Source organism: Sulfurovum sp. XGS-02, assembly GCF_023213175.1.
In the GTDB taxonomy this organism is placed as follows: domain Bacteria; phylum Campylobacterota; class Campylobacteria; order Campylobacterales; family Sulfurovaceae; genus Sulfurovum.
Genome location: NZ_CP093312.1, coordinates 187,012 through 202,445, shown reverse-complemented (window position 1 = coordinate 202,445; position 15,434 = coordinate 187,012). Strand labels below are relative to the sequence as shown.

Annotated in this window: 12 protein-coding genes; 2 read left to right on the top strand and 10 right to left on the bottom strand. The window is 43.0% G+C overall.

Features of this window, described 5'->3' with window-relative positions; all coding sequences use genetic code 11:
• Positions 1-4 precede the first annotated feature (4 nt).
• From luxS to MN086_RS01005, 6 genes are read right to left on the bottom strand one after another with little or no spacing between them, the layout of a single operon-like run.
• Entirely contained in the window at positions 5-520 is a 516-nt protein-coding gene (gene luxS, locus MN086_RS01030; protein ID WP_248576207.1) for an S-ribosylhomocysteine lyase, read from the bottom strand.
• A 60-nt stretch (positions 521-580) separates the two neighbouring features.
• Positions 581-1,213, bottom strand: a complete 633-nt coding sequence (locus MN086_RS01025; protein WP_248576206.1) for an HAD family hydrolase — start codon at positions 1,211-1,213, stop codon at positions 581-583.
• Entirely contained in the window at positions 1,197-2,819 is a 1,623-nt protein-coding gene (locus MN086_RS01020; protein WP_248576205.1) for an ABC transporter ATP-binding protein, read from the bottom strand. The genes MN086_RS01025 and MN086_RS01020 overlap by 17 nt, the downstream gene beginning before the upstream one ends.
• Positions 2,816-4,186 (bottom strand): ABC transporter permease, encoded by a 1,371-nt coding sequence (locus MN086_RS01015; protein WP_248576204.1) that lies wholly within the window; start codon positions 4,184-4,186, stop codon positions 2,816-2,818. Before MN086_RS01015 ends, MN086_RS01020 begins: the two co-directional genes overlap by 4 nt.
• Positions 4,183-5,160: an ABC transporter permease gene (locus MN086_RS01010; protein ID WP_248576203.1), complete on the bottom strand. Its 978-nt coding sequence runs from the start codon at positions 5,158-5,160 to the stop codon at positions 4,183-4,185. The genes MN086_RS01015 and MN086_RS01010 overlap by 4 nt, the downstream gene beginning before the upstream one ends.
• Complete coding sequence (locus tag MN086_RS01005) at positions 5,154-7,265, bottom strand: ABC transporter substrate-binding protein (protein ID WP_248576202.1); 2,112 nt, start codon at positions 7,263-7,265, stop codon at positions 5,154-5,156. The genes MN086_RS01010 and MN086_RS01005 overlap by 7 nt, the downstream gene beginning before the upstream one ends.
• A 309-nt stretch (positions 7,266-7,574) precedes the next feature.
• Between MN086_RS01005 and MN086_RS01000 the strand changes: the two genes are divergently transcribed.
• Entirely contained in the window at positions 7,575-9,047 is a 1,473-nt protein-coding gene (locus MN086_RS01000) for an NAD(P)/FAD-dependent oxidoreductase (RefSeq protein ID WP_248576201.1), read from the top strand.
• Positions 9,048-9,093: 46 nt separating this feature from the next.
• Positions 9,094-9,252: a hypothetical protein gene (locus MN086_RS00995; RefSeq protein ID WP_248576200.1), complete on the top strand. Its 159-nt coding sequence runs from the start codon at positions 9,094-9,096 to the stop codon at positions 9,250-9,252.
• 157 nt (positions 9,253-9,409) lie between these two features.
• On the opposite strand, the gene rpsI is transcribed toward MN086_RS00995, so the two are convergent.
• The 4 genes from rpsI to MN086_RS00975 all read right to left on the bottom strand — a co-directional run bounded on the left by rpsI (position 9,410) and on the right by MN086_RS00975 (position 15,409).
• Entirely contained in the window at positions 9,410-9,799 is a 390-nt protein-coding gene (gene rpsI / locus MN086_RS00990) for a 30S ribosomal protein S9 (RefSeq protein ID WP_248576199.1), read from the bottom strand.
• 2 nt (positions 9,800-9,801) lie between these two features.
• Positions 9,802-10,227, bottom strand: a complete 426-nt coding sequence (gene rplM, locus MN086_RS00985; protein ID WP_248576198.1) for a 50S ribosomal protein L13 — start codon at positions 10,225-10,227, stop codon at positions 9,802-9,804.
• Positions 10,228-10,322: 95 nt separating this feature from the next.
• Positions 10,323-13,055, bottom strand: a complete 2,733-nt coding sequence (locus MN086_RS00980; RefSeq protein ID WP_248576197.1) for a RecB-like helicase — start codon at positions 13,053-13,055, stop codon at positions 10,323-10,325.
• A complete protein-coding gene (locus MN086_RS00975; RefSeq protein ID WP_248576196.1) occupies positions 13,052-15,409 on the bottom strand; it encodes a PD-(D/E)XK nuclease family protein in 2,358 nt (785 codons plus the stop codon). Before MN086_RS00975 ends, MN086_RS00980 begins: the two co-directional genes overlap by 4 nt.
• Positions 15,410-15,434: the final 25 nt, after the last annotated feature.

The following is a 15,434-nucleotide window of genomic DNA, read 5'->3' as shown; positions in this document are numbered from 1 at the left end:
TGGGTTATTTGTTTGCCTCTTTGAGTTGTTTTTTTGTCATTTTGAGTTTTTTGTTGTTCATGACGCCTATTCCTCTGTCCAAAACAGTATGTGCAATAAGCTGTGCTTCACCCAATGAATGCATCTTATAGGTCCCGCACTGATACTTATTGAGTTCTGGAATATCTTTTTTGCTTTCGACACCAAGGACATCTTTCATCGATTTCTTCCATGCTTTGGCTACCTCTTTGGCTTTCGGCGACCCAAGAAGTGACATATAAAAACCTGTACGACACCCCATAGGAGAGATATCTATGATCTCTACATCTTTACTATTCAAATGATCTCTCATAAAACCGGCAAAGAGATGTTCGAGTGTATGGATACCTTTTTCCGACAATGCTTCCTGATTAGGTACACAAAAACGCAGATCATACACCGTGATGTCATCTCCGCATGGACTACTCATCTTTTTAGCCACACGTACCGCAGGTGCGATCATCTTCGTATGGTCTACAGTAAAACTGTCTAATAATGGCATAGGATTTCCTTCAAAATATTTTTCTGATTATAGCGAGATTTACTAATGATTCAATCTTGGTTATTGCAGAGTGATGAATTTCACAGCCTCAAGAGCCGTTTTAGAGACATTATCCGTATGTTCCAGCAGCAAGGTTTCATCTGCATATCCACATGTCACACCCACACTGTTGATATTCGCTGCCTTGGCGGCCAAAATATCCATCGGTGTGTCACCGATCATCCAATACTTACTTTTGTCACTTTGCAGTTTTGATAACGCTTTGAAAATAGGTTCAGGGTGTGGTTTTGGATTTTCCACATCCTCCCTGCCTACCAATACATCAAAATAGCGCATCAGCCCCATATGCTCCAAAAGTTCTATGGAGTACTTGGCTGTCTTAGTCGTGACAACACCCAAGACAGCATGTTGACTTGCAAGTTCTACTGCTTCTCTCGCCTCTGGAAGCAAGACCGTTTTTGCACATGATATCTTTCTATAATGCATCTTATAGGCTTGTACATGTGCATCCACATGCCCCTCTTCTACACCAAGTGTTGCAAACATCACATCCAAAGGATGTCCGATCTCTGCTTTGATCGATTCCTCATCCGGTACTGCTGCACCAAAGGTTTTAAATGCGACATCAAAACTCTCCAGTATCGCTTCTGTTGAATCTATCAGTGTTCCGTCTAAATCAAATAGTATTATCATCTTCTCTTTCTTTATACATTAATTTTGGTGCTGAATCAAGTAATGTTTGTGTGTAAGGGTGCCGAGGATTTTCCATCACATCTTCTACCAAACCTTGTTCAACTATTTTACCCTCTTTCATCACAGCAACCTCATCTGCTATCATAGGGATAATAGAGAGATCATGTGTGATAAACAAATACGAGACCCCTGATTCTTTTTGCAGTCTGGTAAGTAACTCTAAGACCTGTGTCCGTACAGAGACATCCAATGCTGAAGTAGGTTCATCACAAATGATCAGTTCAGGCTCTACCGCCAATGCTCTTGCAATACCTATACGTTGACGTTGTCCTCCTGAAAACTCATGCGGATAACGATGCATGTGAGCAGCTTCCAGGTCCACTTTTAAAAGCAGGGCTTCAATATACCGATCTTGTTCTCTCCTGCTTTTTGGTCCCACATCCAAACTGATCATGCCTTCTCGAATGATATTGGCGATGGTCATTCGAGGGTTTAGCGCAGAAAAAGGATCTTGAAACACCACCTGTATCTTACGCCTGTAAGGACTTAAAGCCCTTTTATCGAGCCCTACCAGGTTTTGTTTCTCAAAGCGCACTTCTCCTTCTCTCTCATCCAACAAAGAGAGTATGGCTTTACCGATGGTACTTTTACCGCTTCCTGATTCTCCAACCAGTGCCAGTGTCTTTCCCTTTGCAATAGAAAACGTGACATCATCTACCGCCTTGACATACCCTTTTGTTCTTTGAAAAAAACCTTTTTTAATGGGAAAATGTACTTTCAATCCTTCTACCTCAATTAAGGGCGCATAACCTTTTTCTGCTTTGTTGTATGATTTGGTAGCCCGTGCATCTTCCAGCAAGCGTTGCGTATAAGCGTGTTGCGGATGCATAAAAAAATCTTTACATGCTGCTTGTTCAACGATCTCTCCCTTTTTCATGACGGCAACCCTGTCAGCCATTTCTGAAACGACAGCCATATCATGTGTGATGAACAGAATAGAGAGGTCTCTTTGCTTACATATCTTTTTGAGTAACCCAAGCACTTGTGCCTGTATCGTAACATCCAATGCCGTTGTAGGCTCATCCGCTATAAGCAGGTCAGGTTCACAGGCTAGTGCAATGGCTATCATCACTCTTTGTTTTTGTCCGCCAGAGAGTTGATGCGGATACCAGTGGTAACGTTCTTCAGGGTCTTTCAATGCAACTTCCCTAAACAGTGAGAGTACCTTCTCTCTGATCTGCTCTTTTTTGAGCCCCAAATGCACCTTTAGTACTTCTGCAACCTGCGAACCTACCGTCATCACCGGATTCAAAGCGGACATAGGTTCCTGAAAGATCATCGCTATCGATTTGCCTCGTACTGTTTGCATCTGTGATTCTGGCAAAGTAAACAATGCATTCTCTTTTAAATGGATCTCTCCTGAACGCACAGCGATAGCTTCAGGAAGCAGTCGCATGATAGCCAATGAGGTTAATGACTTCCCGGACCCGGACTCACCGACCAAAGCAAAAATCTCTCCATGTCGAATCTCAAAGCTGACACGATCCAAAACGATTTCATCCCCTGCACTCAACGAAAGGTTTTTAACGGTTAAGATACTACTCATACTTTATTCCTCGGGTCCAGTACTGTTTGAATACGGTCAGAAAACAGATTGGCGGCCAACACCAAGATAAACATAAAGACAAATGCCGAAAAGAGTGACCACCACACCATAGGTTCTCTCGCCATCTCCAGTCGCGCCTGGTTGATCATATTCCCCCATGAGTGCATCGTTGGATCAACCCCTACACCTACATAGGAGAGTACCGCTTCTGCAAGTACTAGGCCCGAAAAGTCCAATACCACAGAGATAAGAATGATATGCATGAGGTTTGGCACAATATGACGACGGATAATCGTCAACTTGCTCACACCAAATGCTTTAGCTGCCGTGACAAACTCCATTTGAGAGATCTTAAGCGTCTCCGCTCTCAGCAGTCTGCATAGCCCTGTCCATGAAGTGACCCCCAGGATCAAAATAAGAAATAGCAGACGCAGATCAGAACGTTCAAGGGTGCTTTCAAACCATCCAGGATGGTTACTCATCATCACCTGCATCGAGAGTACCCCCGCTGCGATCAGCAAGACACCGGGGATCGAAGAGAGCGTGGTATAGATATACTGTATCACATCGTCTACCCAACCGCCAAACAGCCCCGCACTTACACCCAGGATCACCGCTACAGGCAACATGATCAGTGTGGTAAGTATCCCTATGAGGACCCCGGTACGAATACTCTTGAAACTTTGATAGAGTACATCATTGCCCACTTTATCCGTACCCAATACATGATAAGAGTCACTAAGCAGATAAAGCCAGGTAAATACCATGACCAAGACGATGAATGTCACATAAGCCGTACGCCATGGCAGGTCACTCTCTCCCTGCCACGTCTCTTTCCATGCAAGCAAAAATCTTGATCTCTCTCTCCACCAGAGATGCAGCACCACCAGTGACAGACTCCATATCAACCCCACACCCAGTGCAAACAGAGATTCTTTGACCAAGTTATCTTCTGTAGATACATGCTTTAAAGGCAGGTGGACCTGTTGGGTCGTTCCATTGTCATCTACGACGATCGAACTTGCATACTCCACCGTTGCAAAGGGTGCAGAGTAGGTACGCTCTGTATTTTGAATATTGTGTTCAAAGAGTAGATCCAGAAGGGAGACCATTTCGGATCCATACACGACCTCCTGACTCTTTTGCACTTCCTGGTGAAGTGCAAAACGCAGATGTATAGAGTCAAGCAACGTAAACAATAGGTAAAACAAAAGTACCGTGGAAGAGGCCATCGCGATACTTGATCTAAAGATCGTCTGCCACTGTTTCTTGATTTGAGGAGAACGCGAGACCACCCATGACCACAACATGAGAACTATCACCAATGCCCATACCAATATATCTGTCCAAAGTAGTACCAGTTTCATGAGAGCTTCACCCGCGGATCAAAAAGTGTATAAGAGATGTCTGTCAAGATCAATCCCAGGATATAAAGGACCGACCCTAAAAAGACCATCGCTTTGACGATAGCAAAATCTTGTGAATTGATCGCATCGATCGTGTAGGAACCAAGTCCGGGAATACCAAAAAAGGATTCCATAATAAGACTTCCCATAAACAGCGAGGGGATGATCACCACCACCCCTGTCAAAATAGGAAGCATCCCATTACGAAGCACATGTCCGAACAATACTTTAATTTCAGAGAGTCCTTTGGCCCTTGCGGTTCGGACATAATCCTGGTTGATCTGTTCCAAAAAGATACTCCTGTACCAACGTACACCCGACCCTAACCCCGAAAAGACACCTATCATCACGGGTAAGAGTATGAACTTTATACCGTCCCATCCGCTCTCATAGCCCGATATAGGGACCCAGTGCCATATCTTGGAAAAAAGAACCTGCCCTGCAATGATATAAAAGAGTCCGGAAATCGACATGATCATCACTGCGATGATCATCATACTTGTATCCAACATGGAACCCCTAAAAAGTACCAAAAGCAATGCCAGACTAATGTTAGTGATCAATGCGATCACAAAGGTAGGCAAAGCAATAGAGAGACTGGGGATCATACGCTCTTTGATATCTGATCCTATATCACGGTTGCTGTCAGAAAAGCCAAAGTCAAAGCTAAAAAGTTTGAGTGATTCTTGTACAAAAAGGGTATCTGATACCTGTGCAAGACCTTGGGCTTTGGTATTGACAAACAGAGGTTTATCATACCCTCTTGCCTCTTTCCATGACTGTATGAGAGCAGGCGTGACCTGTTTGGCACCCAACTGTGCTCTTGCCATGTCATCTGGACTATTGACCATAAAGAACAACATAAAGGTGATCAGGTTTACCCCGATCAGTATGGGTATCGCGTACAGTATACGTCTAATGATATAGGCTAACATCTGCCCTCCTCTTGAAAGATCACCCTGTTCTGTCTGTTTCTATAAATACGACGAAGTGAAAATACCATGATCAACACAAACAGTGCCATGAGGAACAGTGGTGCAACGACAGGCTGATTCCACTTTTTTTGTTTTTCTACCCGCAATGCAGCATCAATACGTTTATACTTCAGTGTATTGTTTGCCATAGCATTAGGGATCACATTACGGTACCATGCATGTGACAATGCCAAAGATTTAGGGTGAATACCCCACACCCAGGGTGCATCCTCTCTTGATATCTTTACCATTTGACGTATCATTTCCATTCTCTCAGGTGTATTCTTCATCGTTTTCATTTTTTCAAAGAGTTTGTCAAAATCCGGGTTTTTATAATTTGCAGAGTTGATCCCCACACCATTGGTATCGATAGAGGCATTTGCTCCATAAAGCAAAAAGAGGAAGTTTTCAGGATCCGGGTAATCTGCATTCCAGCCCCATGAAAAAAGTTGTGTCTTCCCTTTACGTACTTTATCCTGAAAACGGTTATAGTCAGTCGCACGTATCACAAGCTGTATACCCAACGCATCAAACTGTTTACGATACCAATCCATCAAAGCTCTGTCATCCGGACCCGTAGCAGTGACATCATAGTGAAGTTTTAAAGGTTTTCCTGTTTTATTTGAAACACCATTTGGGTATCCTGCTTCTGACAAAAGCTGCTTTGCAAACGCCAATGACTTGCGTACTCTCTTGCCGTCAACCCAGTCATAGACCACACTGTTGGTACCCTCTTCCCCCTCTTCATAGCCAAAAATACCGGGAGGTATCACACTTTGTGCTGCCATACCTCTCTCATTCATAAAGATGGAGATATACTCTTCCTGGTCGATAGCAATACTGATCGCTTGTCTTAACTTTCTCGCTGACTCCGTATATCCGCCGACGACAGGATCTACCATATTGAATGCCATGTAGTAAATGGAAGGCTGCACAGACCCGATCAACGATATGCCTTTTTGCTGCATCTCTTCACTCAGTCCCATCGTACCGGATGAAGAGATCTGTACAGCCTGGTCAAACGCTTCTGAGCTGATACCCGATGCATCATAATAGCCCTGCAGAAACTTGTTCCATAAAGGTATGCTCTCTTTTTCCAGGGCATAAACAACTTCATCTATAAACGGCAGTTTCTTCCCTGAATCATTTTGGTCTGAACCAGGATACGCTTCATTATGAAAATTCGGGTTTTTCAACAGACGCATCTGTTTATTTGGATTGTTCTCTGCCAGATAATATGCCCCTGTCCCCACAGGGAACCAATTGAGCGTCAGATTTTTAGCCTCTAAACCCTGCTGCTGATAAAAGATATCTGCCTCCCAAGGAATAGGTGCAAAAAAATTCATCGTAAGCCAATAGAGAAACTGCGGGTATTTCCCTTTTATCTCTATGACCAAGGTATGATCATCTAAAACCTTTACACCTGGAATATCATACGCACGAAGATCAAGGACTTCTCCCTTTGCTTTCTTCTCTTTTGCTATCTTTGTAATGGCACTCGAATATGCTTTTAACCCCACAATATAGGTCTGCATCGTGTCCAGAACAGGAGAATGGTTCTGCCTTACCCCCATACGCTTGATGGCATAGGCATAATCTGCTGCCAGCAAATGACGGGTATCCTGCTTTTGGAAATCATCCAGTGTCTCTATCTTTTCAAGCTCTTCCTCGCTCAATGCATCGTAAAGCAAGTCTCCTTTTTCATTTTTGGCAAAAGCAGGATGGTTTTGGTACATGACATCTTTTCTAAGGTCCAGACGGTATTCGCTGAATGCTACACGCTTATCATTTTCATCCACTTCTTCTCTCTCTTTATTCAGATAACGTATCGTTGGCATTTGAGTGAGCGTAAGCGGTTCAAGGGTATAAGGTCGTTGAAGATAATTATATTGCAGCGGAGGTTCATAGATTTGACCGATGAATGCCCACTCATTGGCATTATATGAGACAACAGGGTCCAATCTTTTAGGAGAGATCGAAAAAGAGGTAAAAAGTGTATTGGAGGCACTCTTCTCCTTATTATGGGGGTTATTCCAAACATCTGCTTGGAGAAATGATACTGTCATCAATAACAAGATCTTTATCATAACCATCCGCATCTATTTTAATCTTCCCTTATCGTGAACTTCTTTCAAATTATATCAGAGCTAAAATAGTAGCATACTTTAGTAATTTTAGGCTAATTCGGACTTATCGACACCGAATAAAATAAATAATATTGATTTACAGAGCATCAATTTTTAGCTGTATAATACCTATAGTTTATACGTCAAAAATAATTTATAATGATAAATATCATTCATTTTACTGATTTTAATTCTCTTTTAAAAATTTATCTCATAGAATGAGACTATACCATTTATAAAAGGACGAAGATGGCACGATTGGTAGTAATGGGCGGTGGTGTTTCAGGACACACTGCAGCGACATTTGCAAAAAAATGGCTTGGCAAAGAACATGAAGTGGTAGTAGTGACCCCAAATTCCCAATGGAACTGGATTCCATCGAATATTTGGGTGGGGGTAGGAGAGATGACAAAAGAGGATGTTGTCTTTCCTCTCGCACCGGTCTATAAAAAAGCAGGGATCGACTACAGACAGGCCCTGGCACTCTCCATCCATCCAAACGGAAAAGCGGGCAGCGATGCTCCATACATTGTCATAGAATCCACAAAAGAAGAGACCAAAGGCCAAACAGAAGAGTTGACCTATGATTATCTCATCAATGCCACCGGACCTAAACTAAACTTTGATGCAACACCGGGTTTAGGTAACGGTAAAGGTGGCGTGGGGGAACATACGGTTTCTGTCTGTACAGCAGACCATGCTGTACATGCCAATGAAGCATTGAAAAAAGTGTTTGAAAAAGCAAAAGCAGGCGAGAGACAAAAACTGCTGATAGGTACAGGTCATGGTACGTGTACCTGTCAGGGGGCAGCCTTTGAGTACATTTTTAACATCGAACATGAAGCCAGAAAAGCAGGTATCCGTGATATGCTGGATATCAAATGGATCTCCAATGAATCATTCCTTGGTGACTTTGGTATGGGTGGCCTTCACATGAAAGTGGGAGGGTATACTGTCAGTTCCAAACTTTTTGCAGAATCACTATATGCTGAAAGAAATGTGCCATGGATCATCGGGGCCCATGTCAACAAAATAGAAGCGGGAAAACTCCATTATGAACTTTTGGATGGATCCATAGGTGAAGAGGAGTTCGACTTCTCTATGCTGATCCCACCATTTTCGGGTGTAGGACTACAAGCCTATGACAAAGACGGTTCAGACATAACAGATACACTCTTTGCACCGAACGGGTTTATGAAAGTGGATGCTAAATATGATGCAGGTACCTATGAGAACTGGAGAGCATCTGACTGGCCTAGAACCTACCAAAACCCATTATTTAAGAATATTTTTGCATGCGGTATCGCCTTTGCACCACCGCATCTTATCTCTAAACCGATGAGTTCACCAAACGGCACACCGATCAACCCTACACCACCAAGAACAGGCATGCCTGCAGGTATCATTGGTAAAGCAGTTGCCCACTCTGTATGCGATATGATCAAAAGTGGAGGCAGCGCACATCTTCATGAAGCTTCTATGGCAGAGATGGGTGCCGCGTGTGTGGCAAGTGCAGGGAAAGGTCTCTTTGATGGTCAGGCTGCAGCTATGACTGTCTACCCTGTTGTACCGGATTTTGAAAAGTACCCAGGGACAGGTCGTGATACAGACTATACCTTTGGAGAGATCGGTCTTGCAGGACATTGGATCAAACATATCCTACACCATATGTTCATCTACAAAGCAAAACTCAAACCAGGCTGGACGCTGATCCCGGAGTAACCAATTCTTGGTTAAAGATCAAAAAATACTATAAAAAGGAGATATTATGAAAGAGGAAGAAGTTAATTTTCAAAATGAGCAATTTAACTTGACCATGATCCCGGGGAAATTTGCAAGAGCTATGAGGACCTGTAAAATTTGGCAGTTCATTCGATTTATTATCATCAATATTAAAATGTTGATCGTTGTACGTAAGAGCCACTAAAGTTGTTAAATAGGTAAATAATAAATGAAGTTTTACAAAATGTAGACCTTGCAAGAGAAAATCTCTTGCAAGTGGTTCCAAGGAAAATCCTTGGGGAAAAACAGTCGAAAATATCTCCGAAGAGGTCTTCCAAAGGCAGGCTTTAGGAAAAGACCGACTATCTTTTTGAGAACTGAGGAGATCTTCTCGCTTTTTTCTTTCCTGGTTTCTTTCTTTCAACCACTCTTGAGTCTCTAGTAAGAAGTCCCATTGGTTTAAGGATCCCTCTGAAAGATGGTTCGTAAGCTACAAGTGCTTTAGTGATACCATGCTTAAGTGCATCCGCTTGAGCAGCATAACCACCACCAAGTGTCGTTGCTTTGATGTTCATAGACTCAAGTTGTTTTGTTGCTTCAAGTGGAAGTCTTACTTTCATCTTAAGTGTTTCATGTCCACCTAACCATTGGTCAAGTGTTTTACCGTTGATAAGCATTTCACCGTTACCTGGAGTCAACCAGACTTTTGCGATCGCTGCTTTTCTTTTTCCTGTTGCGTATATTGTTGCCATGCTTACGCTCCCTTATTAATTTGAGCAGTGTGTGGGTGTTCAGCACCTGCATATACTTTAAGCTTTTTCAGCATTGTTCTACCAAGAGTTGTCTTTGGAAGCATACCTCTAACAGCAAGCTTGTAAAGTTTCTCTGTATGGTTTTCTAACATATCATCAAGTTTTTTACTTTTAGTAGAACCGAAGTAACCACTATGAGTAAAGTACTCTTTCTCTTGAAGTTTAACCCCTGAGAACTTTGCTTTTTCAGCATTGATGATAACTACGTAGTCACCACAATCTACATTTGGTGTAAATGATGGCTTATGTTTACCTCTAAGAATTGCCGCTACGTCAGTTAAGATACGACCGAAAGTTTTACCTTCTGCATCGATCAAAACCCAGTCACGTTGTACTTCAGAAGGTTTAAGAACTGATGTCAATTTCATGAATTTTCCTTGTTTAAATAGAACAATTTACACGGTAAATGCTCTTTTGTGAACGGATTCTACCCACTTAAACTTAAAATTTATTTAAATTAAGTTTAATTTAAGATTTTTATATCAATTTCTTCCTCTAGCAAGTAAATGATCATCCCCTCTGTTCGTTTCCCCGTGATCTTCCCTATGGCCTTTTGATAATATCTCACCTGTTTTTCATGTTTCAATGCATACTTTTTTGAACTTTTATAGTCTATCACCAAACAGTGATCCTCATACTCCAGCAAGAGGTCTATCTGTTTCAATTCACCCTCAAAACTAAGAGACTGCTCTTTTCTGACTTTGGCCCCATCGAGTATCTGTTGGAATGCTTGATAACCTATCAAATTCTTGATACGCATCTCTATCTGTTCCATACTTGGATCAGCCAACTGCTGTCCGTAACGATTTTTTAATGAGAGCATAGCTGCTCCCAGACTCTTTTCATCAAAGGAGCCTAACATCTCCAAGGTATAATGCAACGCTGTACCGAACAAGATAGCCTCATAGTCTTTCTCCTCTTCCTCCTCAGCAGAGAGCACCTCTTGTGTACCGTAATTGGTGATAGATAATGCTTTCACTTTCTCAGGTACACACTTTTCACTCTCATCCCTAGAGACCACTTGAAGCTCGCCTACAGACAGCGGTGCCATATCGATCTCATCAAAAATAGAGTCTTTGGGTTTTCTAAGCACAATCAGCCCCTCTACGGCACGGGTTAAAGCTACATAAAGTATATTTTTTCTGTCTTTTTGCTCTGAGACTTTACGTGCCTCCATGATACGTTTATATACGTTATCAAAATTCTCCCTGCCTTTGATCCTGTAGAGTATCTTATCGATAGTGAGCTGATCATTGTAATGGTAGACCAGTGCTGACTTATCACTGTTTTTACGGGTGAGTTTATCGAGCAGTATGACATACTCGAACTCAAGTCCCTTGGATCCGTGGATCGTCATGATCTTGGCACCATGCGTCGTATTTGCCGCCACAGAGATGGAAGAGGTGCGAAACTCCTCTATAAACGTCGGTATGTCAGAGAAGTGTGATGAAAATTCCAAAAGTTTCAAAATATTCATATCTTCATCAAAATACCCGAACACCCTTACCAGTCTGTCTAGCACCTGCAGAGGGCTCATAAATGCGGAGAACCAGGAGGTTTCCAGATCTTCGACTCTTTTACCTACTTTCAGTACCATTGCCTCTGCGTCTATCTTCTCTCCGTAGAACAGATACTCCACCATGGCAACCAGTGCGGCTATTTTAGGAAGGTTTTTGAGTGAACTGGAAGTCTGTAAAAGGGTATCGATGCCTGCACCCAGACAGGCTTCCTGCAGACTCACACCGTCTTTGTTCGTACTGACCAAAAAGGCGATCTCATTGACATCAACCCCTAGCGATAAGAGTCTTTTTGCCTGTCCTACAGCTTCATCTATCAGTGCTTCGGACTCAAGGACCTCCACGTACCCTTCAGAGGCCCCAGGTTTACTCTTTTGGGGTACATAGCCCTCCATCGACGGTTCAAACCATCGGTTGACCTGCTCTACAACATTTCTGGAACTTCTGTAGTTGGTATCCATCTGTTCTATGGTCACGCCATAGTGTTCAGCGACTTTATCGAACAGCTCTTCTACGCCACCTCGAAAACGGTACAGCGACTGTTTGGTATCTCCCACATAGAAGAAGCTCTTGAATTCGCTCTGTCCATGCCCTGAAAATATCTCATCTATCAGCGGCTTGAGCAGTAGAAACTGTAGCGTAGAGGTATCCTGGAACTCATCGAGCAGGATATGTTTGAACTTCGAGTCTATTTTGAAATACAAAAACTCTTTGCTGAGACTCTCGTGCAGGAGTCTGTAGGTAAAATAGGTCAGATCATCAAAACTCAGCACACCCGAAGACTTTGCATTGATGATCGTCGCATTTTTATAGTAGTCGTATATCTTGAAGAGATTGTGTAATACGATCGCTTCTTTCACCTGTGACCAAAGACGTAACTCTTTTTTGAGAAGGGCATAGAGCTCTTCTATCTCATCATTGGCCACTTTTGTGAACCATGAATGTTCTCCCAATGTCTCTTTTTCAAAAAGAGATTTACCAAACAACGCTTTGATACTCTTGGTGTCAAACTGATTCATACAGCGTGCTGCAGCATCAGCATCTGTCAGTGCTTTGATCATCTTGATTCTCAATGCTTCACAGGCCTCTTCCTGTCTGCCCAAAGAGGGAGCACTCTCTTCCAGACTAGGGAGTAAAGGATCCACCTTATAAAAGTTCTGCATCAGATCAAAGATCTTCATAAAACGTTTGTCTTCGATATCGATGGATAGCTTTACAAGAGAAGAGAGCAGTCCTTCGGCCTGTACCTCATCGAGGAAATGTTTTTCCAGTGCATCTTCACCCTCTTCTTTGGTGACAAAGTCCGGTTCAAGTCCTATCTCCAGAGAGGCTGAACGTAAGACGGAAGAGAAAAAACTATCCAGTGTGACAATGTAGGAACTGCTGGCCAAAAAACGTGCCAAGACCTCAGGCTGTTTTTGTAACAGAGCTTCACGTGAGAGTCCAGTCTGCAGACAGATCGCACCCGTGAACGCTTCATTGCTTTCATCGGCCAAAGCACGCAGAGAATCGACTACCCTTTGGCGCATCTCTGCTGCTGCTTTGTTGGTAAACGTGGCTGCCAAAATAGAGCTGGGGGATTCTCCCATGAAAAGCAGTGAAATATACCGTACGGAGAGGGCAAATGTTTTACCCGACCCTGCTGAAGCGGAGTAGGCTAAAAAAGGTTTGAAACTCATAGATACTCTCCTCTTTCGCACATCAATGTAAATTCGCAGTACTTGCATTTTTGTAGATCCTCACACTTTTCAGCCTTAAAGGAGTCTGTTTGCTTCAGCTCTATGATGTGTTGTGCCAAGAGTGCATTTTTCTCTTCCAGTGCAGTGATCTCCTCTATGTTACCCCCCTCGAGTATCTTGACAAATGCCAGAGTGATGTTTTGGTATTTCCCCATTAGCATTTGATGGTAGATGCTCATCTGCAGATCTGTGAGATTCTCCAGGTTCTTAGTTTTGTTGGCCTCTTTGGTGGATCCGCTTTTATAGTCAAGTACAAGTGTATCCGTGGCATTCTGGTCTATACGGTCTATGCGTCCTTTGAAACGAAGCCCTCCTATCTCTCCCTGCACTTCCACTTCTCTTTCCACGACGCTCCAGTCAGCCTTGAAATGCTCTATTTGTGAAGTGACGAACCCTTTTAATTTCTCTTTCCAAAGCAGTTTTTTATAGGCTGTTTGAGAATCATCAAAAGTAAGCAGCTGATCTAAGAGAATATCAATGTTTTTTTGCATCTCTTCTTGGGTCTCGTAACGCTCTTTTTCTCTATAGAGATGGTCCAAGAGCAGATGCAAGAATGCCCCCTCATTCAGCTCCTCTTCTCTCTTTGCTTCTATCTTTTGTATATACCTATAGTAGTACTTTCGCTTACACTCCAGATAGGTTTTCAGTCTTGATGCCGACCATACAATCTCCTGTGCATTAAAATGCTCTACGACCGGATCTTTCTCTTCGACAAACTGTGTAGGCTGGTCATAAAGCAGCGAAGTTTGTACCTGGGCCGGTACTGCACCTTTAAGTCCCAGTTCATAAAGGAATTTTGAGGGGAGTTTATTGTCACTGGTACTGTAGAGTATCGCTACCTCTTTGGCCTGTTCCAGTAAGCGTTTATAATACTGCTTCTGCAAAGCTTCCCGGTCATGTTTAGTAGGGAGGTTGGCAAAGGCACGTACCGAGGAGTTAAGAAACTGGTCTTTGCTAGAAGCAGCAGGGACAATGCCTTCATTAAAATCAACGATGACCACACCTTCAAAATGTACGCCTCTGGTCTCCAGCACACCCATAACCGTGACCAGCCCGCCCCTCACATCATCGATCGTGATCTTGGAGAGTGCTTTGAGCCAAAAAAAGAGCCACTCCTTTAAACTCAGCTCCTCTTTTGCAAATATCTTCAGAAAATGCAGATACTTTTCATAGACACGTTCATTCATCTTCTCTTTTGGTTCACTTTCAAGCAGTGGGCACTCCAATAGTCCAAGACCATCTATCGCACTGAAAAACGCTTCTGTATTGCAGCGTTTTGAAGAAGAGAGTTTCTCTACCGTTTCCAGATCAAACCCATAACGTTCCAACAGCGCTCTGTGCTCACTGTCAAAGTTCTGCCAATAGCTATAGAGTGCTTCAAGCGATTTGTAGATACGGCCGTTGGAGTAGTCATACCCCATCGCAAAGTTCAGGTTATTATGGGTGTCATAAAGCGTAAAATGCTCTTTGAAATCCTCATCAGGCAGGATCAGCACGATCTCTTCGGGAGGAATGCCCGAACGTACCATCTTTTCTATCTCTACAAATGCCACAGCGATCTGTTCCTGTCGTTCTTCCACAGCGAAGACATTTGCATTGATCTTTGCCTTATTGGGCCTGGTCGAAAGTATTTTTCTCTCTGTCAGGTCAAAACTCACAGTTACATCATTTTCCAAGCTCATCCCCAGTGCTTCAAAACGCTCCTGCATCTTCACATTGAACGGACTGGTCGTATAGTGTATGATAAGCTGTGTTCTCTTGGATATGTTTTCTATCAGCTCCAGTTCAAAGCGACTCAAGTACCCTTCCAAATGTATCTCTATACTTTCATACGCTTGTAAAAATCCCTCATTGAGTCTGTAGGCATGGGGGATTAATGCTTTGTCGGTAAAACCCTGCGCCTCAAGCAGTCCTCTATAGTTCTCAAAAAGCTGTTCCAGGATACCAAGATGTGTCTCGAACTCTGCATAGGCATCAGCCTCTGCCAACGTCTCAAAGCTTATCTGTTCGGCAGCCAACTCTTCAAAGAATTTAAACAGTGCATCACTCTTGGTAAAGAACCTCACCAGTTCAAGATTGAGGTTCAACGCTTCAAAGGCTTGAAAAGAGGCTGCTTCACGTAAAAGAAGAATACGCTGAAGCGGGTCTATCTGTACTTTGTCTTCTAACAGAATAGCGCGCTGTTCAAACTCATCCATGCGCATGAGTGCGGGGAGAAAACCCTCTTGTTCTTTCTGTGCAGCACTGACTGTCCTTAATGCTCTTGATGTGGGATAAATATGGAGTTGATTCATGCTGAGTAGTATAGCATAGTGTAGA

Bases quoted from the DNA above. Each gene is read 5' to 3' on its own strand.
- rpsI (WP_248576199.1), bottom strand. From the start codon at position 9,799: ATGGCAACAATATACGCAACAGGAAAAAGAAAAGCAGCGATCGCAAAA.
- MN086_RS01010 (WP_248576203.1), bottom strand. From the start codon at position 5,160: ATGTTAGCCTATATCATTAGACGTATACTGTACGCGATACCCATACTG.
- MN086_RS00975 (WP_248576196.1), bottom strand. From the start codon at position 15,409: ATGAATCAACTCCATATTTATCCCACATCAAGAGCATTAAGGACAGTC.
- MN086_RS00995 (WP_248576200.1), top strand. From the start codon at position 9,094: ATGAAAGAGGAAGAAGTTAATTTTCAAAATGAGCAATTTAACTTGACC.
- MN086_RS01000 (WP_248576201.1), top strand. From the start codon at position 7,575: ATGGCACGATTGGTAGTAATGGGCGGTGGTGTTTCAGGACACACTGCA.
- MN086_RS01020 (WP_248576205.1), bottom strand. From the start codon at position 2,819: ATGAGTAGTATCTTAACCGTTAAAAACCTTTCGTTGAGTGCAGGGGAT.
- MN086_RS01015 (WP_248576204.1), bottom strand. From the start codon at position 4,186: ATGAAACTGGTACTACTTTGGACAGATATATTGGTATGGGCATTGGTG.
- MN086_RS01005 (WP_248576202.1), bottom strand. From the start codon at position 7,265: ATGACAGTATCATTTCTCCAAGCAGATGTTTGGAATAACCCCCATAAT.
- rplM (WP_248576198.1), bottom strand. From the start codon at position 10,227: ATGAAATTGACATCAGTTCTTAAACCTTCTGAAGTACAACGTGACTGG.
- luxS (WP_248576207.1), bottom strand. From the start codon at position 520: ATGCCATTATTAGACAGTTTTACTGTAGACCATACGAAGATGATCGCA.
- MN086_RS01025 (WP_248576206.1), bottom strand. From the start codon at position 1,213: ATGATAATACTATTTGATTTAGACGGAACACTGATAGATTCAACAGAA.
- MN086_RS00980 (WP_248576197.1), bottom strand. From the start codon at position 13,055: ATGAGTTTCAAACCTTTTTTAGCCTACTCCGCTTCAGCAGGGTCGGGT.